The following is a 20283-nucleotide window of genomic DNA, read 5'->3' as shown; positions in this document are numbered from 1 at the left end:
CCGTTCCGCAGTTGGTGATACATCAACCAATGAGGAGCGTGGCATGCGGGTCGTGGTCATCGGGGCGGGGCAGGCCGGACTCTCGGCCGCCCACCACCTGCAGCGCCGGGGCCTGGCCCCCGAGGAGGACTTCGTGGTCCTGGACGCCAACCCCGGGCCCGGGGGGGCGTGGCGGCACCGCTGGCCCTCCCTCACCTTCGGCGGCGCGCACGGGATCCACGACCTGCCCGGGCTGCCCCTCGAGGAGCCGGACCCGACCGAGCCGGCCTCCGCCGTCGTCACCCGCTACTACGGCGAGTACGAACGCCGCTTCGGGCTCCCGGTCCACCGCCCCGTCGCGGTGCGCCGGGTCGAGGCGGAGTCCGACGACGGACCGCTCGAGGTGGTCACGGACGCCGGCACCTGGCGGACGGACCTGGTGATCAACGGCACCGGCACCTGGGACCGCCCGTACTGGCCGTACTACCCGGGGCGGGAGTCCTTCCGGGGGCGCCAGCTGCACACCCACGACTTCCGGTCCGCGGAGGAGTTCCGCGGCCGGCACGTGGTGGTCGTGGGCGGCGGCACATCGGCAGTGCAGTTCCTGCTCCAGCTGGCGGAGGCGGGCGCCACCACCACGTGGGTCACCCGCCGGGCGCCGCGCTTCACGGACCGGGAGTTCGACCCGGACTGGGGGCGGGACGTCGAGCGCCGGGTCGGCGCGCGGACCCGCGCGGGGCTGCCGCCGGCCAGCGTGGTCTCGGCCACCGGCCTGCCCCTGACCCCGCAGTACCGGGCGGGGATCGACGCGGGGATCCTCGTCTCCGCGGGACCGTTGCGGGCGGTGACGCCCGAGGGCGTCCTGCTCGCCGACGGCCGTGCGGTCCGGGCGGACGCGATCCTGTGGGCCACCGGGTTCCGCCCCGCCCTCGACCACCTGTCCCCCCTGGGGCTGCGCGAACCGGGCGGCGGCATCCGCACGGACGGGATGCGGGTGCTCCGGGAGCCGCGGGTGCTGCTGGTCGGCTACGGCGCCTCGGCCTCGACCCTCGGCGCCACGCGCGCGGGACGGGCGGCCGCCCGCGAGGCGGTGCGGCTGCTGTCCACGGCTCCGGCCGGGGCCGTAGGCTGAGGGCACCAGCCCTCCCGACGAAGGAGCCCCCAGTGAGCGAGCAGCCGACCTCCGGCCCGGATCCCATCGAGGACGCGGCCTCCAACGACGACGCCGACATGTCCACCGAGATGACCCCAGTGCCGCACGAGCACGGGGACGCCAAGAACGAGGAGTCCGACCAGCAGGACTGAGCCCGTTCCGGGCCCCGCGGTTCGAGGCGGGCCCCCGGTCACGGCGGAGCACGGACGAGCCCCGGCGCAGCGGTGCGCCGGGGCTCGCGCATGGGTGCCGGGCGTTCCGTTCCCGTCCCGCCCGCGACGTGACGCGCGCTCGGGACGCCGGATCCCTGCTGCCGGCACGGGCAAGTGCAGGCGGGCCGGACCGGCGTGCGTGGTGGGAGCGGTTCCACATGCAGACCGTGGGAAACAGCCCTCGTCAGGGCTCCCCCCTTTATCAATAGCTATCGCCATAGGTCAATTCTCGTGCTTGACAATGTGGTGCACCTCACGCACAGTAGGCACACGGGTGAGAGCGCTCCCACACTGTGGGCGCCGCTGTCGACCGGCACGTGCGGGGCCGCGGGAAGCAGCCTGTGCGCGGTCCGGTGCCGGCAGGACCCGTCCCGTTGACGATGAAGGAGTCACCTGTGCGCACCAGAGCACGCACCACCGCCCTCTCGGCCGCAGCGGCCTGCCTGACCCTGACGCTGACCGGCTGTGGTGCCGGGGCCGCCTCCGAGGACGCCGGGGTGGACGGCGAGACCGGCACCGAGGACGTGACCCTCACGGTCGCCACGTTCAACGAGTTCGGCTACGAGGAGCTCTTCGAGGAGTACGAGGCCGAGAACCCGAACGTGACCATCGAGCACAAGAAGGCCGCGACCTCCAACGAGGCCCGCGACAACCTCACCACCCGCCTGGCCGCGGGCTCGGGCCTGTCCGACATCGAGGCCATCGAGGTGGACTGGCTGCCCGAGCTGATGGAGTACCCGGACCAGTTCGCCGACCTGACGGACCCCGAGGTCGAGGGACGCTGGCTGGACTGGAAGACCGAGGCCGCGACCACGACCGACGGCCGGCTGATCGGCTACGGCACCGACTCCGGCCCGGAGGCGGTCTGCTACCGCGCCGACCTCTTCGAGGAGGCGGGCCTGCCGAGCGAGCGCGAGGAGGTCGCCGAACTGCTCAGCGGGGACTGGGAGAACTACTTCTCGGTGGGCCGGGACTTCGTGGCCCAGAACGAGGACGTGGCCTGGTACGACTCCGCCGGGGCCACCTACCAGGGCATGATCAACCAGGTCCAGAACGCCTACGAGGAGGAGGACGGCACGGTCATCGCCGCCGAGAACCCGGAGGTGAAGGCCGTCTACGAGCAGGTCCTGGAGGCCTCCACGGAGGACGACCTCTCGGCGCACCTGGGCCAGTGGAGCGACGACTGGGCCGCCGGCTTCCAGTCCGACGCCTTCGCGACCATGCTGTGCCCGGGCTGGATGCTCGGCATCATCGAGGGCAACGCCGCCGGCGTCGAGGGCTGGGACATCGCCAACGTCTTCCCCGGCGGCGGGGGCAACTGGGGCGGGTCCTACCTGACGGTGCCCACCCAGGGGGGGCACCAGGCCGAGGCGAAGAAGCTGGCCGACTGGCTGACCGCCCCGGAGCAGCAGGTGCAGGCCTTCACCGCGAAGGGCAACTTCCCGAGCCAGGTCGAGGCGCTGGAGAGCGAGGAGCTGCTGAGCCAGACGAACCCGTTCTTCCGCGACGCGCCCTCGGGGGAGATCTTCGCCGAGCGCGCCCAGGCCGTGGAGGTCACCCCGTTCAAGGGGCCGAAGTACTTCCCGATCAACGACGCCATGCAGCAGGCCCTGACCCGCGTGGACGTGGACCGCACCGACGACGCCGCCTCCTCGTGGGACAAGTTCGTCACCGCGGTGAACGCGCTCTGACCCGTGGCTGTCACCGATCTCCGACCTGCGCCCCCCGCCCGGCAGCGTCGGCCGGAACGGCCCCCGAAGGCCGTCCGGCGCCTGGCGTTCTCCCAGCGGATGTCCCGGTGGGACGTCAAGCTCTCGCCCTACCTGTACATCTCGCCGTTCTTCGTCCTGTTCGCCCTCACCGGGCTGTTCCCGCTGCTCTACACCGCGTGGGTGTCCCTGCACGACTGGGACTTCATCGGCGGGCAGGGCACGTTCACCGGCCTGGAGAACTACCAGTTCGTCCTCGCCCAGCCGTTCTTCTGGAACGCCCTGGGGAACACGTTCAGCATCTTCGTGCTCTCCTCGGTGCCCCAGGTGGTCCTCGCGCTGACCATCGCTGCGGCCCTCGACGCGAACCTGCGCGCCAGGACCTTCTGGCGGATGGGCGTGCTCGTCCCCTTCGTGGTGGCGCCCGTGGCGGTGGGCCTGATCTTCAACAACCTCTACGCGGACCAGTTCGGCCTGGTCAACGAGCTGCTGACGAGCGTGGGGCTGGACCCCGTCCGGTGGCACTCCGAACCCCTGGCCAGCCACTTCGCCATCGCCACGATGGTGAACTTCCGCTGGACCGGCTACAACGCCCTGATCTTCCTCGCGGCCATGCAGGCGATCCCGCGGGATCTCTACGAGGCGGCGACGATCGACGGCGCCGGGCGGCTGCGCCAGTTCCTGTCCATCACCGTGCCGATGCTGCGGCCCACCATCATCTTCGTGGTCATCACCGCCACCATCGGCGGGCTGCAGATCTTCGACGAGGCCCGGGTCTTCGACCAGTACGGCCTGGGCGGGGCGGACCGACAGTGGCAGACCCTGACCATGTACATCTGGGAGCTGGGCTGGGGCCAGCGCGACTTCGGAAGGGCCTCGGCCGTCGCCTGGCTGCTGTTCCTGCTGATCGTGCTGATCTCCCTGGCCAACTTCCTCATCACCCGGCGGATCGCCCACCAGGGAGGCCGAAGATGAGCACCTCTTCCCCCGAAGCACCGCTCGAGCGCATCGCGGGCGGCGACGCCGTGCGCGGCGCCGCCCGCGGCCTCCGCGGCCGGGGCCCCCGCGGACGCGGACGGCGCCCCGGCCCGGGAGCCGGGATGCGCCGGCCCGGGTTCCTCACCTACGGCTTCCTGGGCGCGGTGGTCCTGGGCGCCCTCTTCCCGCTGTACTGGTCCCTGCTGGTCGGCAGCCACGACAGCACCGTGCTGAGCCGGGGCGTGCCGCTGGTGCCGGGCGGGAACTTCCTGGCCAACGCGGCCCAGGTCATGGACAGCATCCCGTTCTGGAAGGCCATGGGCAACAGCGTCCTGGTCTCCACGGTCACCGCGGCGTCGGTCGTGCTGTTCTCCACGCTCGCCGGGTTCGCCTTCGCCAAGCTCCGCTTCCGGGGCAGCAAGGGGCTGCTGGTCTTCGTCATCGCGACCATGGCCGTGCCCACCCAGCTCGGCGTGGTCCCACTGTTCATCGTCATGGCGAAGTTCGGGTGGACCGGGTCCCTCTGGGCCGTGATCGTGCCCGGCGTCGTCACGGCCTTCGGGGTGTTCTGGATGACCCAGTACCTGCGGGACGCGCTGCCGGACGAGCTCATCGAGGCCGTCCGGATGGACGGCGCGTCGATGATCCAGGCGTTCTGGCACATCGGCCTGCCCGCCGCCCGGCCGGCGGCGGCGATGCTGGCCCTGTTCACCTTCGTGGCCACCTGGACCAACTTCTTCTGGCCCTTCATCGTGCTGGACCCCTCCAACCCCACCCTCCCGGTGGCCCTGCAGCTGCTGCAGTCCGCGCACTTCGTGGACTACTCGGTCGTCCTGACCGGAGCACTGCTGTCCACCGTCCCGCTGCTGCTGCTCTTCGTGGTCGCAGGCCGTCAACTCGTTTCCGGAATCATGCAAGGAGCAGTCAAAGGATGAGCACCACACCGCTTACGTTCCCCGAGCACTTCGTCTGGGGCGCCGCCACCGCCGCCTACCAGATCGAGGGCGCCGCCCACGAGGGCGGCCGGCAGGACTCCATCTGGGACGTCTTCGCCCGGGTCCCCGGGGCCGTGGCCGACGCCCACAACGGGGACGTCGCCTGCGACCACTACCACCGCTCCGCCGAGGACGTGGCCATGATGCAGGAACTGCACCTGCAGGCCTACCGCTTCTCCACGTCGTGGGCGCGGTGCGTGCCGGACGGCGTCACGCCCAACCCCGAGGGCATCGCGTTCTACTCGCGCCTGGTCGACCAGCTCCTCGAGGCCGGGATCCAGCCGTGGCTGACCCTCTACCACTGGGACCTCCCGCAGGCTCTCGAGGACCGGGGGGGCTGGACGAACCGGGAGACCGCCCACCGGTTCGCCGAGTACGCGGCCGTCATGCACGAGGCCCTCGGGGACCGCGTGCGGATCTGGACGACCCTCAACGAGCCGTGGTGCTCGGCCTTCCTGGGCTACGCGGCCGGCGTCCACGCCCCGGGCCGGCAGGAGCCGCGGGCGGCGCTCGCGGCGGCCCACCACCTGCTGCTCGGGCACGGCCTGGCCGTGCAGGAGCTGCGGCGGCGCGACCCGGAGGCCACTCTCGGGATCACCCTGAACCTCACGGTGCCCGATCCGCTGGACCCGGCCAGCGCCGCGGACCGGGACGCCGCCCGCCGCATCGACGGGCAGTTCAACCGCATCTTCCTGGACCCGCTGTTCCGGGGGGAGTACCCGGCCGACGTCCTCGAGGACGTGCGCCACCTCGGCCTGGCCGACCACGTCCAGGAGGGTGACCTCGGCGTCATCGCCGCACCGCTCGACGTGCTGGGCATCAACTACTACCACGGGGAGGCCCTGACCACGGCCGCGCCGGACGCCCCCTCCGCGCCGGACGCCCCCTCCGCGCCGGAGGGCCACACTCCGCCGAGCCGTCCCGTCTCCTCCCCGTACGTCGCGGCCGACGGCGTGCGCTCGGTGCCGCGGGGTCTGCCGGTCACCGGGATGGGCTGGGAGGTGCAGCCCGAGGGACTGCGCCGGCTGCTGAACCGGGTGCAGCAGGAGTACACCGGTCCCGCCGGCATCCCCGTGTTCATCACGGAGAACGGCGCGGCCTACGACGACGCCCCCGACGCCTCGGGGTTCGTGGACGACCAGGACCGGCTGCACTTCTTCGACGCCCACCTGCGGGCCGTCAAGGACGCCATCGACGACGGCGTGGACGTGCGCGGATACCTCGCCTGGTCCCTCATGGACAACTACGAGTGGGCGTGGGGCTATCACCAGCGCTTCGGCCTGGTCCGGGTCGACTACGAGACCCAGCGCCGCATCCCGAAGGCCAGCGCCCGCTGGTACGCCTCCGTGGCCGCGGCCAACGCGGTGCCGGCGGCGGCCTCCCAGGAGCCCGCGACGCCGGCGGGTGTCGTATCGTCTGCATGATGAACACTGAGCGGATCCGGCCGGGCCACGCCGGCGCGGGGCGGTCCAGCCCCACCCTGGAGGACATCGCCACTGCGGCGGGCGTGTCCCGGTCGACCGCCTCCCGCGCCATCAACGGCGGGGACCGGGTCAGCCCGCAGGCCCAGGCGGCCGTGGACGCCGCCGTCGTCGAGCTCGGCTACACGCCCAACCGCGCGGCCCGCAGTCTCGTCACCCGGCGCACCTCCTCGATCGCGCTGGTCATCCCGGAGCCGGACATCCGGATCATGGCGGACCCGTTCTTCGCCGTGATCATCACGGGCATCACCGACGCACTCCGGGAGACCGACGTGCAGCTGGTCCTGCTCATGTCCCGCATCGGGGACGACTCGGGACGGGCGCTGCGGTACCTCCGCGGCGGCCACGTGGACGGCGCCATCGTGGTCTCCCACCACGAGGCCGACCCCTGGTCCACGTCCCTGCCGGGCACGGGCCTCCCCACGGTGTTCGTCGGACGCCCCTGGGACGCCCAGCCGGGCGTCACCTACGTGGACACCGACAACTACCAGGGCGGCCGGCTGGCCGCACGGCACCTCGCGGCGCAGGGCCGCTCCCGGGTCGGGACGGTCGCCGGCCCCCCGGACATGACGGCGGCCGCGGACCGGCTCGCCGGGTGGCGGGAAGGACTGCGCGAGGCCGGTCTGCCCGAGGGGCCGGTGGCGCACGGGGACTTCACCACGGCCGGCGGCAGGGCGGCCGCCCTGCGGCTCCTCGAGGAGGCTCCCGAGCTCGACGGCGTCTTCGCCGCCTCGGACCTCATGGCCCTCGGGGTCATCGAGGCCGTGCGCGAACAGGGCCGGTCGGTCCCCGAGGACGTCGCGGTGGTCGGCTACGACGACCACGCCCTGGCGGCGACCGCCGTGCCTCCGCTGACGACCGTCACCCAGCCCATGCAGGCCATGGCCGCCAAGGCCTGCGAGATGCTCCTCGAGGAGATCGACTCCCCGGGGGTGCACCCGGCGCCGTGCGTCTACCCTGCCCAGCTGGTCGTGCGGGAGAGCAGCGGTGCAGCGCCGGCCCCCGCCTCCTGAGCGGGCAGGGTGCGGTCCGGACGCGGCGACGTCCTCGTGCCCGGACCGCGGGCGGACCGTGCCCGGGGACGGGCGAGCAGGTCCCTCCGGTCAGGCGGCCGTCCCGAAGAGCGAGGCGCGGAGCTGGGACAGCGGCGGTGCGTGCTCGGCCAGCTCCTCGAGGTAGCCGAGATCGTCCAGGTCGCCCAGGGCGGCGGCGAGCTCCTCGCGGGTCAGCTGGGTGTTCTCGGCGACGGCGTCGAGGGCGGGGGCCTCCTCGGCGGTGACGTGCTCGGCCAGGGCGTCGAGGACGACCACGGCGTCGACGCTGACGTGCTCGTCGTGGATGGCCTCGGCGAGCAGCCGCTCGGCGGCGTAGAGCGGCGCGGCGAACATGTGGGGGACCGGGGTGTGCATCGAGGACTTCACTGCCGGAACACTACTCCGGGTTCATAAGAGTTCGCTGAGACGGCACGGGCCGCCGCGGGCCCAGGGCATCACCGGGAGATCGGCAGCGTCCCGTCGCGGCGCTCGCCGTGGGCCCGGCACCGCGCCCGGAGGGTCCGGCCGAGCACCAGCAGGAGCACGACGACGACGATCGGCGCGACCACCCACGGCTGCTCCAGCCACGCCCAGACGACCGCCATGCCCACGGTGCCGTAGACGACTCCCCAGATGAGGGTGCCCACGAGCATCGCGGGGATCCAGCGGCGCAGGGGCATGCCCGTGACGGCGGTGGTGAGGATGACGGCGGTCTGCAGGCCCACGGTCAGGAAGCACGCCGGGACGGCCAGGACGCCCCAGCGGTGCACGAGCTTCTGGGCCCGCCGGTAGACAGCGGTGTCCATGAGCCCGCGGACGCGGTCGGAGCGCCGGCTCCCGCCGGTGGCGGCGGCGCGGCCCAGGGCGAAGATCGTGGTGGTCCGCACGACGGCCCCGGCCCAGAAGAACAGGATCGCGGCGCCGAGGGGGAGGGACTCCAGCCAGGCCTGCACCCGTCCAGTCTAGGGAGGGGCCCTGACACCCGCTGACGACAGGTTGTCACTGCGAGCGGGGTCCGCCCGGGCCGGGGAGGGGCGGATCCGGCCCGCCGAGGAGGGTCGGCTCCGGTCCCGCCGCGGCGGCCGGGGGTACTCTCGCCCTACGTCCGGCCGGCTCCGCAGCGCCGGAGACCCGACCGAGGAGGACGCATGAGCGTGGAGATCGACGAGCACGGGACCGTGACCGCCAACGGACGTCCCGTGGACTACGCGACGGCCTACGCCTGGTGCGTCGACTCGCCCGAGACGATCACCGAGCTGGTCCAGGACACGAAGGCCTTCGCCACGGTGATCGCCGCCGCCGAGCACGCCGGCCCCGAGGAGCAGGCCGAGGCCGTCCGGCAGGCCTTCGTCGCGGGCGTGCCCCGGGAACCGGGCGCCTCGTGGACCGACGCGGTGCCGCCGGAGCCGGCCACCGGAGAACCGGCCGCCGACGAGCCGACCGCCGACGAGCCGACCGCCGGAGAGTCGACCACCGACGAGTCGACCACCGACGAGTCGACCACCGACGAGCCGACCACCGATGCACCTTCCGCCGATGCACCGTCCACCGGGGAGCTCGGTCCCACGGGCGGCGACCCCGTCCCGACGTCCTCGGGACCGGAGTCCTGACCGGGCCCGCAGGAGCAGGAGCGCCGGTGGGCCGGGACGGTGGCCTCAGCCCCGTCAGCCCCGGACCAGGTTGACGGCCAGGGCGAGCATCACCAGCCCGATCACCAGGTCCACCACCCGCCAGGTGCGCGGGCTGCTGAGCACTCCGGACAGTGCCCGGGCGCCGTAGCCCAGGGCCGAGAACCACACGACGCTGCCCACCACGGCCCCTGCCGCGAAGACCCACCGCGTGTCGGGGCCGTGCTGGTTGGCGAGGCTGCCCAGCAGCACCACGGTGTCCAGGTAGACGTGGGGGTTGAGGTAGGTCAGGGCCAGGGTGGTGGCGACCACCGATCCGCGGGACCGCGGGGCCTCGGCGGTCAGGGACGACGGCTTCACGGCGGAGACGAAGGACCGCACGGCCCACCACGCCAGGTAGGCGGCGCCGCCCCACCGCAGGACGTCCAGGACCCCCGGGAACCGGGACACCAGTGCTCCGATCCCGGCGGTGCCGCCGAGGATCAGCACCGCGTCGCTGACCATGCACAGCGCCACCACCACGCCCACGTGCTCGCGCCGGATGCCCTGGCGCAGCACGAAGGCGTTCTGCGCGCCGATGGCGATGATCAGTGCCAGGCCGCTCATCAGCCCGGTGCCCCAGATGCTCCACATGGCCTCGACGCTAGTGAGCCCCGCGGGTTCAGACAAACGAATGATTTGACGGGTGCGTTAGCTTTGCTTCATGAATCTCGAGCACCTGCGCGCCCTGACCGCGATCGTCGACGAGGGCACCTTCGAGGCCGCGGCCGACGCCCTGCGGATCAGTCCCTCGGCGGTCAGCCAGCGGATCAAGGCCCTGGAGACCTCCGTGGGGCAGGTCGTGGTGCGCCGCGGCGTGCCCTGCGTCCCCACCGAGGCGGGAGCCGTGCTACTGCGCACCGCCCGCCAGATGCAGGTCCTCGAGGCGGAGGCCCTGCACGCCCTGGGCCACGGCGCCTCCTCCCGGACGGTCACCCCGGTGGCCGTCAACGCCGACTCCCTGGCCACCTGGTTCGTGCCCGTCCTGCACGAGGCCGCCGGCTGGTCGGACACCACCCTGGACCTGCACGTGGAGGACCAGGACCACAGCAGCCGGCTCCTGCGCCAGGGCGACGTCATCGGCGCCGTCACCTCTGATCCCGCGCCCGTCAACGGGTGCCGGCTCGAGCGGCTGGGGTTCATGCGCTACATCCCCGTGGCCGCCCCCGCACTGCGGCGGCGGTTCAGCACCGAGGCCGGCGTCGACTGGGCGGCCATGCCCGTGCTCCGGTTCAACGCCAAGGACGACCTGCAGCAGCACGCCCTGCGCGTCCGCGGCGTCGACCGGCTCCCGCCCACGCACACGGTCCCGTCCGCCGAAGGGTTCCTCGCCGCCGTCCGGGCCGGCCTGGGCTGGGGCATGCTCCCGGAGCTGCAGCTGGGCACGGACCTCGCCGACGGGTCCCTGGACCTGCTGGAGGACCACGCGCACCACGACGTCGCGCTCTACTGGCAGAGCTGGACCCTGGACTCGCCGCGGCTGCACCGCATCACCGAGTGCGTCCGCCGGGTCGGCCGCGCGCACCTGCGCGGCAGGGACCAGGACGGCTGAGCGGCTGCGCCTCCCGCGGCGCGGACCGCCTCGACGGCGGCGGCCGCGCCGTCGGGATCGGGGTCGCACTGGTGCGGCGGCGGGGACGGACGGGTCAGGCGTCGTACTGCGCGAGGGGGTCGACCTTCACCGGCGGCTCGCGGAGCGCCAGCTCCCGCGCGATGGCCGGGATCTCGGGATCGGCGAGGAACCCCTGGTAGTCCTCGAGCTCCCAGTCGAAGAGGACCCACACCCGGTGCGGGTCATCGGGATCCCGGAACACGTGGGCGCCCCGGCACCCGTGCTGCCTCCGCTTCTCGACGCCGATGGTCGAGAAGGTCCTCAGGAACTGATCGAGGTCGGCGACCTCGGCGACGGTGGCGAACACGGCCCTCTCACCTTCTCCTGCGGGGGGGACCGCTGCCGGGGTGCCCGAGCGCGGGCGGCCCCGGGGCTCGGTCCGGCGGTCCGGCTACATCTTCTCGCCGGGCAGCCCGGCGGCCTGCTCGATCCAGGACCGCAGCCGGGCCTCGTCCAGCTCGTCGGTCTCACGGATGTCGAGGTAGCGGACCTCAGGGTGCTTGGAGGCCTTGGGCGGCGGCGGCTCCAGTGCGGCTCCCTTGAAGAACTGCACCTGCACGTAGTGCGTGTAGCACCGGAAGGCCAGGAACCAGCCCTCGTCCTGGAGCCCGTAGAACGGCTGGTTCCACTTCACGGCCTTGTGCACCTGGGGGACGGCGCGCACGATCAGGTCGTCGAGGCGCCGGCCGAGGTCCCGTTTCCACCCCGGCATGGCCGCGATGTACTCCTGCACCGGGCCGTCCCCCTCGCCCTTGGGGATCTGGGGGTTGCCTCCCGAGAGCAGCTTCGGTCCCGCGTCGTCCTGGTTGCGGTCGGTCATCGGATCACGCCCCTCGAAACGGTTCGTGGCAGCCGCCGAGCTGTTCCGCAGCTGCCTCGACGCCACCCAGTGTAGTCCCGGGGTCCGCCTCGGCTCAGTTCGCGAAGACGTCCTGGAGCCTGTCCTCGTCGGTCCACAGGGCGACGGAGTCGCCGCCGTTGTTGAGCACGGACCCCGTTCCGCCGTTGTAGTAGGCGCTGCCGGTGTCGGTCCCGGGCCCGGTGTGCACGCGCAGCTGCGCGCCCGGGGCCAGGGCGTAGCCCTCGCCCACCACCAGGGCGTTGTTGGCGGCGTCCCGCAGGAGCCATCCGCTGACGTCCACGGTGCGGTTCCCGGTGTTGGTGAGCACCACGTGCTCACCGGTCTCGGGCTGGACGTCGTTGCCCGGGACGTCGTTGACCGCGTCGGTGATCTGCACCCCGTGGTCGGCGGGGTAGGGGTCCTGCCCGTCGAGGTAGCGGTCGGTCTGGATCGGGAAGTCCCCGGTGATCATGTCCACGCCGAGATCGATGACGTGCTGGACGGCCTCGGGCGAGTTCACGGTGTAGACCCCCAGATCCAGGCCGGCGGCGTCGACGCGGGCGACGCCCGCGGCGTCCAGGGCCCGGTAGTTGGTGCCCACGGAGTCCACGAACCCGGCCCACCGTTCCAGCGTCGCGGAGTCGGGAACGGTGCCGGTGAGCTGCTGCAGGGGCACCTCGGGGGCGAGCTCGGCGAAGGTCCGGTTGGAGGTCTCGTCGAAGCCGATGACGGTGACCTTGCCGGCCTCGAGCAGCTTCGCCCAGTCCTGGTCCTGTTCCAGCGCGTCGGCGACGACCTGTTCGATGCCCGGGGAGTGGGTGGGGGACTTGATCTCGATGTAGACGCCGGTGTTGACGGTGGCGATCCTCGCGGCGTCGTCGAGGTGCGGGATCCGCTCGCCGGCGAACTTCCCGTCGAAGGAGGAGCCGGCGTCGAGCTGCTGGAGCTCGGCCCAGGTGAAGGACGTGATCGGGTCGTGCTCACGGCCGGGGAAGACCTCGGCGACGTCCGTGGTGCGTGCCGGGGTGTTGTCGTGGAACAGGAAGGGCACCCCGTCGGCGCTGAGCTGGACGTCGATCTCGAGGTAGTCGACCCCGGCGGCGCGGGCGTCCTTGAACGCGGACACGGTGTTCTCCGGCGCGGTGCCGGCAGCACCCCGGTGGCCGATGACCAGAGGGCGGTCCTGCGTGGTGGTGGAGGCGGCCGGGGGCTCGGCGACGGCGGGCCCGGTGGGGGCGGCCGCAGCGGGGGCCGCCACGCCGAGCAGGCCGGCGGCCGTCAGGGCGCCGGCGGCAGCGGCGTGGAAGGGGCGGAACGCGGGGCGGGGGATGCTCATGGGGGGTGTCTTTCCGGTCGGCAGTGGTGGCACAGCCAGCCAACGGGACGGAGAAGACAGCAGGATCAACGCGAGGTGAAGCGCAGACGAGGTCCGGGCGACGTCGATCCGACGAGCAGGCCGGGCCCGAGCGGTGGGACGAGCGGGCCGGGCCCGAGCGGTGGGACGAGCGGGCCGGGCCCGAGCGGTGGGACGAGCGGGCCGGGCCCGAGCGGTGGGATCAGGCGAGGACGACCACGACGTAGAGGCCCAGGCAGCCGAGCACGACCGTGGCCGCCGTGACACCGAGCACGCCGCGGACGTCGGCGGCGACGCGTTCGGTGGTGATTCCCGAGGAGCTGCGGGCGTAGCGGGCCCGCTGGGTGAGATAGATCGCCGTGCCGGTGAGGACGGCGACGGCGAAGAGCGCCAGGACGAACGGCCCGTGGTGGGAGACCCAGCGCAGGCAGACGGCGGCGGCGGTGATCAGCGCCAGCACGGTGCGCCCCCAGGCCAGGACGGTCCGTTCGGGCTGCAGGCCGGGGTCGTCGTGCGCCGGCGCCGGTGTCCGCGTGCCCGGGGACTGCGGGGAGGAGCTGATCATCGAGTGGTCCCGGTCAGGTCTGCAGGACGAACACGACCAGGGCCCCGGAGGCGATGGCCCCGCCGATGCCCAGCAGGGGCGCGATCAGCGGCAGCGGCAGGGGCGTTCGGCGTCGCAGGCTGCGCTCCACCCCCACCCAGCGCCAGGCGGCGCCGGCGCTGATGAGCACCCCGAGCAGCAGCAGGACCACGGCCAGGGAGGTGCGCATCGGTTCGGGGAAGAGATCCTCCGTGAACGCCTCCACCGCGATGCCGCCGGCCAGGAACGCCAAGGAGGTGCGGATCCAGGCCAGGAAGGTGCGCTCGTTGGCCAGGGTGAACCGCGGATCCGGTTCCGTCCCGCCGCCCAGCACGCGTGCCGAGAAGCGGGGGCGTTCTGCCACGGACTCATCCATGCGATGCCTCCCCGGCTCGTGCTGGACGCGACGTCCGCGCCCGGGGGACCAGCAGGAGGCGCATCAGCTCGTCCGGGTCAGCGGCGTCAAGCGCAGGGGCATGCGGGCGAAGCCGCGCAGCACGTTGTGGACCCACGGGGAGGGCTCGCCGGTGAGCTCGATCCGGTCCACCCGCTTGGCCAGTGCCTGCAGGACGAGCTCGATCTCGATACGGGCGATCGGCTGCCCCACGCACTGGTGCAGGCCCATGCCGAAGGCCACGTGACCGGAGGCGCTGCGGTCGAGGTCGAAGACGTCGGCGTTCTCACCCCACTTGCGGGGATCCCGGTTGGCCGCGCCCATGAACAGCAGGATCTTCGCGTCCGCGGGGATCCGGACCCCTCCGATCTCGGTGTCGACCGTGGACGTGCGGTGGAACATCTGGAACGGGGACTCGACGCGCAGGGCCTCGTCGACGGCGAACTTGGCCAGCTTGGGGTCGGCCTTGAGCTTCTCCCACTGCTCGGGGTGCCGGGCGAGGCTGTAGAGGGTGTTGCCGATGCCGAACACCGTGGTGTCGACTCCTGCCGAGAGCAGGGCGCGCACCAGCAGGGTGGCCTGCTCCGGGGCGATGCGCCCCTCCTCGGCGACCTTCCAGATGTCGGCGCCCAGACCGGTGATCGACAGGTTCTCGCGGGCGCAGCTGTCCATGATCCAGGCGGCGACCTTCTCGCCCTCGGTGAAGGCCTCCGCGCGGATCTCGTTGTCCGCGCCGAAGGCGTTGAACACCATCGCGCCGTAGGGGAGCAGGTTCTCCCGGCCTTCCGGGCGCAGGCCGACCGCGTCGGGGAACACCTTCAGGGGGTAGGGCTCGGCGATGTCCTTGATGCCGTCGACGTCGCCCCGGGCCACCACCTGGTCGGCGAGCTCCTCGGCGAAGGGGCTGAACTGTTCCCGCAGCCGGCGCATGGTGGACGGGGAGATGACTCCGGCCAGGCCCCGGCGCATCACGGTGTGCGTGGGCGGGTCGGACTCCAGGATCGAGGGCGGGCGCCACTCGGCTTCCTTGCGGATGTCCTTGGGGCCGAGCCCGCCACTGGAGCAGTAGGACTCGAAGTCGGTGAGGATCTCGTAGACCCACTCGTAGCGGGTCACGGCGTAGCAGTCGTACTTCTCCAGCCAGACCACGGGACCGGCGTCCCGGAGCTTCTCGTGCAAGGGGTAGGGGTCGGAGATGTTCTCGACGGAGAAGGGGTCGTCGGGCAGGGACACGGCCTCGTGCCTCGTGGCGGTGACAGTCATGGTGGCTCCTGTGGCGGGTCGGTGGTTCAGAGTTCCAGGGTGAGCTTGCGGCACCCGGCGGCGGCTCGGGAGACGCAGATCATCATGGCGTCGCCGGAGTGCTTCTCCTCCTCGTTGAGGATGGCGTCCCGGTGCTCGACCTCCCCTGACACCACACGGGTCTCGCAGGTGCCGCACACCCCGGCGCGGCAGGAGGAGAGCACGCGGACCCCGTGCTCCTCCACCACGTCCAGGACGGTGCGGTCCGGGGGCACGGTGACGGTCCTGCCCGTGTCGGTCAGCTCCACCTCGAAGGGCTCGGCGCTGGCCCCGGCATCGAGGTTGGCCGCGACGAAGCGCTCCAGGTGCAGAGCACCCGGGGGCCAGCCCATGCAGTAGTCCTCGATCACGCGCAGCAACGGATCGGGACCGCACGCGTAGACGAGCATCTTCGCCCGGGGCAGGGCCAGCAGGCCCTCCAGGTCGATGCGGCCGACCTCGTCCTCCGGGTAGAGCAGGACGCGGTCCCCGTACCTGGCCACCAGCTCGTCGGCGAAGGCCATCGACGCCCGGCTGCGTCCGCCGTAGGCCAGGCGCCACTCGCGGCCGGCGGCCTCTGCGGCCTCGATCATCGGCAGGATCGGCGTGATGCCGATGCCCCCGGCCACGAACAGGTACTTGCGGGAATCGAGGAAGGGGAAGTTGTTGCGGGGGCCGTTGATGTGGACGGTGTCGCCCTCGGCCAGATCCTCGTGCACGTAGGCGGAACCACCACGGGAGTCCCGGGTGCGCAGCACCGACACCTGGATCCGGCTGCGGTCGGCCAGCGGCGAGCACAGGGAGTACTGGCGCATGTGGTGGGGCAGGATCAGGTCGATGTGCGAGCCGGGTTCCCACTGCGGGAAGTCGGAACCGTCGGGCAGGCGCAGCGTCACGCGGCGGACGCCCTCCGCCACGGTCTCGAGCCGGTCGACGAGGACCTCCTCGACCTCGTGCCGGTAGCCGTTCGCGGGCTGACCCCCGGTGACGGGGCTGGGAACGGTGTTCACGGTGGTCATGATTCCTCCACTCAGGCGGTCACGGACAAGGACGCGGCCACAGCGCGGTGCGCGCTCAGGCCGCCGTCCACGCAGACGTCGGTGCCGTTGATCCAGGCGGCCTCCGGGCCGACCAGGAAACCGATGGTGCGGGCGATGTCGGCCGGCTGACCGGCACGGCCCAGCAGGGCGACGGCGCCCTCGACCTTGTCCCGGCCGTGGTCCGTCTTGAAGTCCTCCAGGATGGGGGTCTGGACGGGACCGGGGCTGACCGAGACGACACGCACCGTCCCCAGGGCGGAGGCGGCGGCCTCCAGGGTCAGCCAGCGGACGCACTCCTTGGAGAACCGGTAGGAGTTGCCGGTGACCTCGGGGTCCGCGCCGGCCAGGTCGAGGGCCGCCTCCCGGTTCTCGGCGGCCGTGAACGCCATGATCTGCTCGCGGCGCTCCGCCCAGCCGCTGGCCACGTTGGAGGCCAGGTTGACGACCACACCGCCCTGGACGAGCTTGGGCAGCAGGGCCCGGGTCAGGTCGCGGACGCCGAAGACGTTGACGGACAGCACGAGGCGCCACGGGGCGGTGCCGGGGACGCCGGCGATGTTGAGCAGGCCGGTGATGCCCTCCGGGATCTGCCCGGCGGCCGCGGCGACGCCCTCGGCCGTGGAGAGGTCCGCCTGGACGAAGGCCCCCGGGAAGTCGGCGGCCGTGTTGCGGTCCACGCCGATCACCTCCGCACCGGCATCGCGCAGCAGGGCTGCGGTGGCAGCACCGATGCCGGAGGCGGCGCCGGTGACGACGAAAGTCTGTCCGTCGAGAGTCATGGACGTGGTCCTTCCAGGAGGGTGGCCCCGCAGGCTCGAGAGGTCCGTCGCGTGCGGTTCGGCTGTTCTCCTCCACTATGTGGCGTGGCGCACCCCGGTTCATCTCTGCTTTTCACTGGGTGGAAGATGGCGTGTGTCCGGTCACAGGGGAGCTCGATGCTGGAGACAGGGAAGTCCGTCCGCCGGCCGGTGGGCACTTCCGGAACACGATCGAGAAGGAGATCCGGTGCCTGCCACCTACGAAGTCATCGACCCGGCCACGCTGGACCCTGTCGGAGAGGTGCCTCTGCACCGGCCCGAGGACGTCGAGCGGGCCATTGCCGCCGCGGCCACGGTCTCCCGCCCCTGGGCCGCGGACCGTGAGGCCCGCCGTGCCGCACTGCGCCGGGCCTCCGAGGCCGTGCTGGCCGAGGCGGACGACCTCGGCCGGATCCTGTCGCTGGAGCAGGGCAAGGTCTGGGCCGAGGCCACCCAGGAGTTCAAGGCCGCGGCGGGGCTGCTGCGCCACTACGCCGACCTCGACTGGGACCTGGTCGAGACGCTGCCCCAGCGCGACGGCCGCTCCGTCCAGGTCCAGTACGCCCCCGTGGGGCTGGTGGGCGCCATCACCCCCTGGAACTTCCCGATCTCCCTGCTGGCGGTGAAGCTGGCCCCGGCGCTGGTGGCAGGGTGCACCGTGATCGCCAAGCCGTCCCCGTCCACCCCGATGTCCACCCGCGCGCTCGCCGAGGTGCTCAACCGGTTCCTGCCCGAGAACGTGCTGCAGGTCGTCACCGGCCGCGGTGTCCTCTCGAAGGCGCTGTCGGAGCTGCCGGGGGTGCGGAAGATCTCCTTCACCGGGTCCACGGAGATCGGCGCCGCCATCATGGCCCAGGCCGCACCGACCGTGAAGAAGGTGACGCTGGAGCTGGGCGGCAACGATCCGGCGATCGTGCTCCCGGACGCGGACCTCGAGCTCACGGCCGCCCGGATTGCCGGTTCGGCCTTCCGCAACGCCGGCCAGGTGTGCATGGCGGTCAAGCGGGTCTATGTCCCGCGTGCGCAGGCGGCGGCCCTGACCGAGGCCCTCGTACAGGCGGTCTCCGCCCTGCGGGTCGGCCACGGTGTGGCCGAAGGGACCACCATGGGGCCGATGCACACGAGCGGACAGCAGCAGCTGGTGAAGGACTACGTGGCGCGGGCCGTGGCCGAGGGCGGGCGCATCGCCCACGGCGGGGACCAGGGCACCGATCTGCCGGGGTACTTCCTCGAGCCGACCGTCGTGGCCGACGCCCCGCAGCACACGGATCTGGTGGCGTGCGAGCAGTTCGGCGCGGCGCTGCCGGTGGTGGCCTACGACGACCTGGACGCCACCGTGGACGAGCTCAACGCCCAGGAGTTCGGTCTGGGGGCCTCGGTGTGGTCCCCGGACCTGGAGCGCGCCCACGAGGTGGCCTCACGGCTCGAGGTCGGCACGGCGTGGATCAACCAGCACACCGTCGTGGAGTTGGACGCCCCCTTCGGAGGGTGGAAGGGCTCCGGCCTGGGGCGTGAGCGCGGCCGGTGGGGGCTGGAGGAGTACCTGGAGCCCCGCACCGTCAACGCCCGCCCGCACGCCGGCTGACGCCGGCGGCACGGACGACGAAGGGGCCGCTCAGGCCTCGATGCCCAGCCGGAGACGCTGCTTCTGCTGGTTGACGAATGCCAGGGCGAGCACGCCGAAGACCGCCAGCAGGACGGCGGTGACCTGGAAGGCCAGCCGGTAGCCGTCGGCCGGGGTGGCGGCTCCGCCGATCAGGAAGCCGCCGACGGCCGGGGCGAACACGCCGCCGGTGGTCAGCACGGCGTTGGCCACGTTGAGGTGCCCGCCGCGCTGGGAGATGGTGGTCAGCTCGCCCACGACCAGGTAGGTGATGGCGAACATGGCCGGCGCGGTGCCGAAACCGATGCTCATGAGCGCCACCCCGAGCACCGGGGAGGAGACGAACGTGGAGGCCAGCAGGGCTGTGCCGGCACCGGCCCCGGCCAGGCCCAGGGTCCACCCGCGCGAACGGCGGCTGGGCACGCCCCGCTGGTCCATCCGCTGGATCAGGATGCTCAGGCCGATCGTGGCGACGACGCCCCAGGCGGCCGGCAGGGCGATGAGGGAGCCGGCCTGCTGCCCGCTGAAGCCCATGACGTTCTGGAAGTACGCCGGGCCCCAGGACATCGCCAGGGTGAAGGTCCAGTAGGCGAAGAACGAGGCCATGACGGCGAAGATCCACGTCGGGTTCATGATGCTGCGGAAGAAGGGGACCTTCTCCTCGTTGACCCGGGAGGCCCCGGGTGCGGAGACCACGATCTCGGTGCCCTCGATCTCGCGCTCGGCCGCCAGGGAGGTGTACGGCCCTTCCTTGCCGAGGATCATCCACGCCGTGCACCACACCACGCCCACCACGGCCAGGGCGACGAACGCCGTGCGCCACCCGTGCTGGGCGATGACCCAAGCGAGCACCGGCGCGAACGCCACGATGCCCAGCGTCACTCCGGAGGAGGCCACCGCGGCCGGGGTCGCCCCCTTCTTCGAGGGGAACCACTTGTAGACCGCGTGCATGAGCACCGGAGCGAGCGGGCCCTCACCGGCGCCCAGCGCCAGCCGGGAGACCCACAGCGCCGGCAGGGTGGCGAAGACCACGACCGGCATCACGGACAGCGACCAGATCAAGCACAGGACCAGCAGGATGCTCTTGGCCCTGAACTTGTTCGCGAGCGGGGCGGCCACGAGTTGGGCGAGCCCGAAGGTGAGGAACATGGCGCTGGCGACCAGGCCGAACTGCTCCGGGGTGATGTCCAGCTCCTCCATCAGCGGCACCGCGGCCAGGCCCAGGACGGCCTTGTCCGCCCAGCTGAGCATCATGAGGAACAGCAGGAGGAACGTCAGCATCCAGGCGTAGCGGGAACGCTTCTTGCTGCTCCAGCGGCTCGGGTCCTTGGGGTCGATGCCCGCTCCCGGCGGGGCCGGCTGGGCGGATCGAGGTGCGGCAGTGGTGGTCATGGTGGTGATCTCCCGTCGTGCACCCACAGGAGTGCGGGCCGTGGTGAAGTGTCCCTGCGAATCTAGGAGCCTGTGAACTGGAGCACATAGGACGTTTTCCGGTCAGTGAAAATCGCGCATTTCCCCGCCCCGGCGGCTCGGGCAGAGTGGGACCACTTCGCCTGCCCGTCCGTGCAGG

At 72.2% G+C, this 20283-nt stretch carries 22 protein-coding genes; 10 read left to right on the top strand and 12 right to left on the bottom strand.

The features are described 5' to 3' along the window. Nucleotides 1-43: 43 nt before the first annotated feature. From ACPYN7_RS11220 to ACPYN7_RS11190, 7 genes are all read left to right on the top strand, one after another. A complete protein-coding gene (locus tag ACPYN7_RS11220) occupies nt 44-1111 on the top strand; it encodes an FAD-dependent oxidoreductase (RefSeq protein ID WP_424347692.1) in 1068 nt (355 codons plus the stop codon). 32 nt (nt 1112-1143) lie between these two features. Then, entirely contained in the window at nt 1144-1284 is a 141-nt protein-coding gene (locus tag ACPYN7_RS11215; protein WP_157571263.1) for a hypothetical protein, read from the top strand. Between the two features lie 440 nt (nt 1285-1724). Beyond that, a complete protein-coding gene (locus ACPYN7_RS11210; protein ID WP_424347691.1) occupies nt 1725-3035 on the top strand; it encodes an ABC transporter substrate-binding protein in 1311 nt (436 codons plus the stop codon). 3 nt (nt 3036-3038) lie between these two features. After that, nucleotides 3039-4028 carry a carbohydrate ABC transporter permease gene (locus ACPYN7_RS11205; RefSeq protein WP_424347690.1) on the top strand — a complete coding sequence of 330 codons (990 nt, stop codon included), beginning with the start codon at nt 3039-3041 and terminating at the stop codon, nt 4026-4028. Further along, nucleotides 4025-4966 (top strand): carbohydrate ABC transporter permease, encoded by a 942-nt coding sequence (locus tag ACPYN7_RS11200; protein WP_058872838.1) that lies wholly within the window; start codon nt 4025-4027, stop codon nt 4964-4966. The genes ACPYN7_RS11205 and ACPYN7_RS11200 overlap by 4 nt, the downstream gene beginning before the upstream one ends. Beyond that, nucleotides 4963-6450 (top strand): glycoside hydrolase family 1 protein, encoded by a 1488-nt coding sequence (locus ACPYN7_RS11195; RefSeq protein WP_424347689.1) that lies wholly within the window; start codon nt 4963-4965, stop codon nt 6448-6450. The genes ACPYN7_RS11200 and ACPYN7_RS11195 overlap by 4 nt, the downstream gene beginning before the upstream one ends. Next, entirely contained in the window at nt 6450-7520 is a 1071-nt protein-coding gene (locus ACPYN7_RS11190; protein WP_424347718.1) for a LacI family DNA-binding transcriptional regulator, read from the top strand. Before ACPYN7_RS11195 ends, ACPYN7_RS11190 begins: the two co-directional genes overlap by 1 nt. Nucleotides 7521-7610: 90 nt before the next feature. On the opposite strand, the gene ACPYN7_RS11185 is transcribed toward ACPYN7_RS11190, so the two are convergent. Next, nucleotides 7611-7928, bottom strand: a complete 318-nt coding sequence (locus tag ACPYN7_RS11185; protein WP_058872840.1) for a hypothetical protein — start codon at nt 7926-7928, stop codon at nt 7611-7613. A gap of 68 nt (nt 7929-7996) precedes the next feature. Beyond that, entirely contained in the window at nt 7997-8494 is a 498-nt protein-coding gene (locus tag ACPYN7_RS11180) for a DedA family protein (protein WP_424347688.1), read from the bottom strand. Between the two features lie 195 nt (nt 8495-8689). Between ACPYN7_RS11180 and ACPYN7_RS11175 the strand changes: the two genes are divergently transcribed. Further along, nucleotides 8690-9151, top strand: coding sequence for a hypothetical protein (locus tag ACPYN7_RS11175; RefSeq protein ID WP_424347687.1), 462 nt, complete (start codon nt 8690-8692; stop codon nt 9149-9151). A 54-nt stretch (nt 9152-9205) separates the two neighbouring features. Here ACPYN7_RS11175 and ACPYN7_RS11170 read toward each other — a convergent pair whose 3' ends face one another. Then, nucleotides 9206-9802: a LysE/ArgO family amino acid transporter gene (locus ACPYN7_RS11170; RefSeq protein WP_058872843.1), complete on the bottom strand. Its 597-nt coding sequence runs from the start codon at nt 9800-9802 to the stop codon at nt 9206-9208. Nucleotides 9803-9872: 70 nt separating this feature from the next. Here ACPYN7_RS11170 and ACPYN7_RS11165 point away from each other — a divergent pair, with 70 nt between their 5' ends. Beyond that, nucleotides 9873-10760: a LysR family transcriptional regulator ArgP gene (locus ACPYN7_RS11165; RefSeq protein WP_058872844.1), complete on the top strand. Its 888-nt coding sequence runs from the start codon at nt 9873-9875 to the stop codon at nt 10758-10760. Nucleotides 10761-10854: 94 nt separating this feature from the next. Here the strand turns inward: ACPYN7_RS11165 and ACPYN7_RS11160 are convergent, their stop codons facing one another. The 8 genes from ACPYN7_RS11160 to ACPYN7_RS11125 all read right to left on the bottom strand — a co-directional run bounded on the left by ACPYN7_RS11160 (nt 10855) and on the right by ACPYN7_RS11125 (nt 17092). Next, nucleotides 10855-11127 carry an antibiotic biosynthesis monooxygenase gene (locus ACPYN7_RS11160; protein ID WP_058872845.1) on the bottom strand — a complete coding sequence of 91 codons (273 nt, stop codon included), beginning with the start codon at nt 11125-11127 and terminating at the stop codon, nt 10855-10857. Nucleotides 11128-11211: 84 nt separating this feature from the next. Continuing rightward, nucleotides 11212-11640 (bottom strand): DUF1801 domain-containing protein, encoded by a 429-nt coding sequence (locus ACPYN7_RS11155; RefSeq protein ID WP_058872846.1) that lies wholly within the window; start codon nt 11638-11640, stop codon nt 11212-11214. A gap of 94 nt (nt 11641-11734) precedes the next feature. After that, entirely contained in the window at nt 11735-12997 is a 1263-nt protein-coding gene (locus ACPYN7_RS11150; protein ID WP_058872847.1) for a glycerophosphodiester phosphodiesterase family protein, read from the bottom strand. 220 nt (nt 12998-13217) lie between these two features. Next, complete coding sequence (locus ACPYN7_RS11145; protein WP_058872848.1) at nt 13218-13580, bottom strand: DUF202 domain-containing protein; 363 nt, start codon at nt 13578-13580, stop codon at nt 13218-13220. A gap of 13 nt (nt 13581-13593) precedes the next feature. Further along, nucleotides 13594-13974, bottom strand: coding sequence for a YidH family protein (locus ACPYN7_RS11140; protein ID WP_058872849.1), 381 nt, complete (start codon nt 13972-13974; stop codon nt 13594-13596). 63 nt (nt 13975-14037) lie between these two features. Continuing rightward, nucleotides 14038-15255 carry a cytochrome P450 gene (locus tag ACPYN7_RS11135; protein WP_058872850.1) on the bottom strand — a complete coding sequence of 406 codons (1218 nt, stop codon included), beginning with the start codon at nt 15253-15255 and terminating at the stop codon, nt 14038-14040. Between the two features lie 26 nt (nt 15256-15281). Beyond that, on the bottom strand, nt 15282-16292 hold the full coding sequence (locus tag ACPYN7_RS11130) for a PDR/VanB family oxidoreductase (RefSeq protein WP_082696917.1): 1011 nt from the start codon (nt 16290-16292) through the stop codon (nt 15282-15284). 11 nt (nt 16293-16303) lie between these two features. Beyond that, on the bottom strand, nt 16304-17092 hold the full coding sequence (locus ACPYN7_RS11125; protein WP_058872851.1) for a coniferyl-alcohol dehydrogenase: 789 nt from the start codon (nt 17090-17092) through the stop codon (nt 16304-16306). Nucleotides 17093-17318: 226 nt separating this feature from the next. Here ACPYN7_RS11125 and ACPYN7_RS11120 point away from each other — a divergent pair, with 226 nt between their 5' ends. Beyond that, complete coding sequence (locus tag ACPYN7_RS11120) at nt 17319-18695, top strand: aldehyde dehydrogenase family protein (RefSeq protein WP_424347686.1); 1377 nt, start codon at nt 17319-17321, stop codon at nt 18693-18695. Between the two features lie 30 nt (nt 18696-18725). Here ACPYN7_RS11120 and ACPYN7_RS11115 read toward each other — a convergent pair whose 3' ends face one another. Next, the gene (locus ACPYN7_RS11115) at nt 18726-20105 is read right to left on the bottom strand and encodes an MFS transporter (protein ID WP_424347685.1); all 1380 of its coding nucleotides are present in this window, start codon (nt 20103-20105) and stop codon (nt 18726-18728) included. Nucleotides 20106-20283: the final 178 nt, after the last annotated feature.

It is taken from the genome of Kocuria sp. CH-021 (genome assembly GCF_049716185.1).
In the GTDB taxonomy this organism is placed as follows: Bacteria; Actinomycetota; Actinomycetes; order Actinomycetales; family Micrococcaceae; genus Kocuria; species Kocuria cellulosilytica.
This window is presented reverse-complemented; position numbering and strand designations above follow the sequence as displayed.

Bases quoted from the DNA above. Each gene is read 5' to 3' on its own strand.
- ACPYN7_RS11150 (WP_058872847.1), bottom strand. From the start codon at position 12,997: ATGAGCATCCCCCGCCCCGCGTTCCGCCCCTTCCACGCCGCTGCCGCC.
- ACPYN7_RS11200 (WP_058872838.1), top strand. From the start codon at position 4,025: ATGAGCACCTCTTCCCCCGAAGCACCGCTCGAGCGCATCGCGGGCGGC.
- ACPYN7_RS11140 (WP_058872849.1), bottom strand. From the start codon at position 13,974: ATGGATGAGTCCGTGGCAGAACGCCCCCGCTTCTCGGCACGCGTGCTG.
- ACPYN7_RS11210 (WP_424347691.1), top strand. From the start codon at position 1,725: ATGAAGGAGTCACCTGTGCGCACCAGAGCACGCACCACCGCCCTCTCG.
- ACPYN7_RS11125 (WP_058872851.1), bottom strand. From the start codon at position 17,092: ATGACTCTCGACGGACAGACTTTCGTCGTCACCGGCGCCGCCTCCGGC.
- ACPYN7_RS11165 (WP_058872844.1), top strand. From the start codon at position 9,873: ATGAATCTCGAGCACCTGCGCGCCCTGACCGCGATCGTCGACGAGGGC.
- ACPYN7_RS11115 (WP_424347685.1), bottom strand. From the start codon at position 20,105: ATGACCACCACTGCCGCACCTCGATCCGCCCAGCCGGCCCCGCCGGGA.
- ACPYN7_RS11220 (WP_424347692.1), top strand. From the start codon at position 44: ATGCGGGTCGTGGTCATCGGGGCGGGGCAGGCCGGACTCTCGGCCGCC.
- ACPYN7_RS11155 (WP_058872846.1), bottom strand. From the start codon at position 11,640: ATGACCGACCGCAACCAGGACGACGCGGGACCGAAGCTGCTCTCGGGA.
- ACPYN7_RS11175 (WP_424347687.1), top strand. From the start codon at position 8,690: ATGAGCGTGGAGATCGACGAGCACGGGACCGTGACCGCCAACGGACGT.
- ACPYN7_RS11195 (WP_424347689.1), top strand. From the start codon at position 4,963: ATGAGCACCACACCGCTTACGTTCCCCGAGCACTTCGTCTGGGGCGCC.
- ACPYN7_RS11135 (WP_058872850.1), bottom strand. From the start codon at position 15,255: ATGACTGTCACCGCCACGAGGCACGAGGCCGTGTCCCTGCCCGACGAC.
- ACPYN7_RS11145 (WP_058872848.1), bottom strand. From the start codon at position 13,580: ATGATCAGCTCCTCCCCGCAGTCCCCGGGCACGCGGACACCGGCGCCG.
- ACPYN7_RS11190 (WP_424347718.1), top strand. From the start codon at position 6,450: ATGAACACTGAGCGGATCCGGCCGGGCCACGCCGGCGCGGGGCGGTCC.
- ACPYN7_RS11130 (WP_082696917.1), bottom strand. From the start codon at position 16,292: ATGACCACCGTGAACACCGTTCCCAGCCCCGTCACCGGGGGTCAGCCC.
- ACPYN7_RS11170 (WP_058872843.1), bottom strand. From the start codon at position 9,802: ATGTGGAGCATCTGGGGCACCGGGCTGATGAGCGGCCTGGCACTGATC.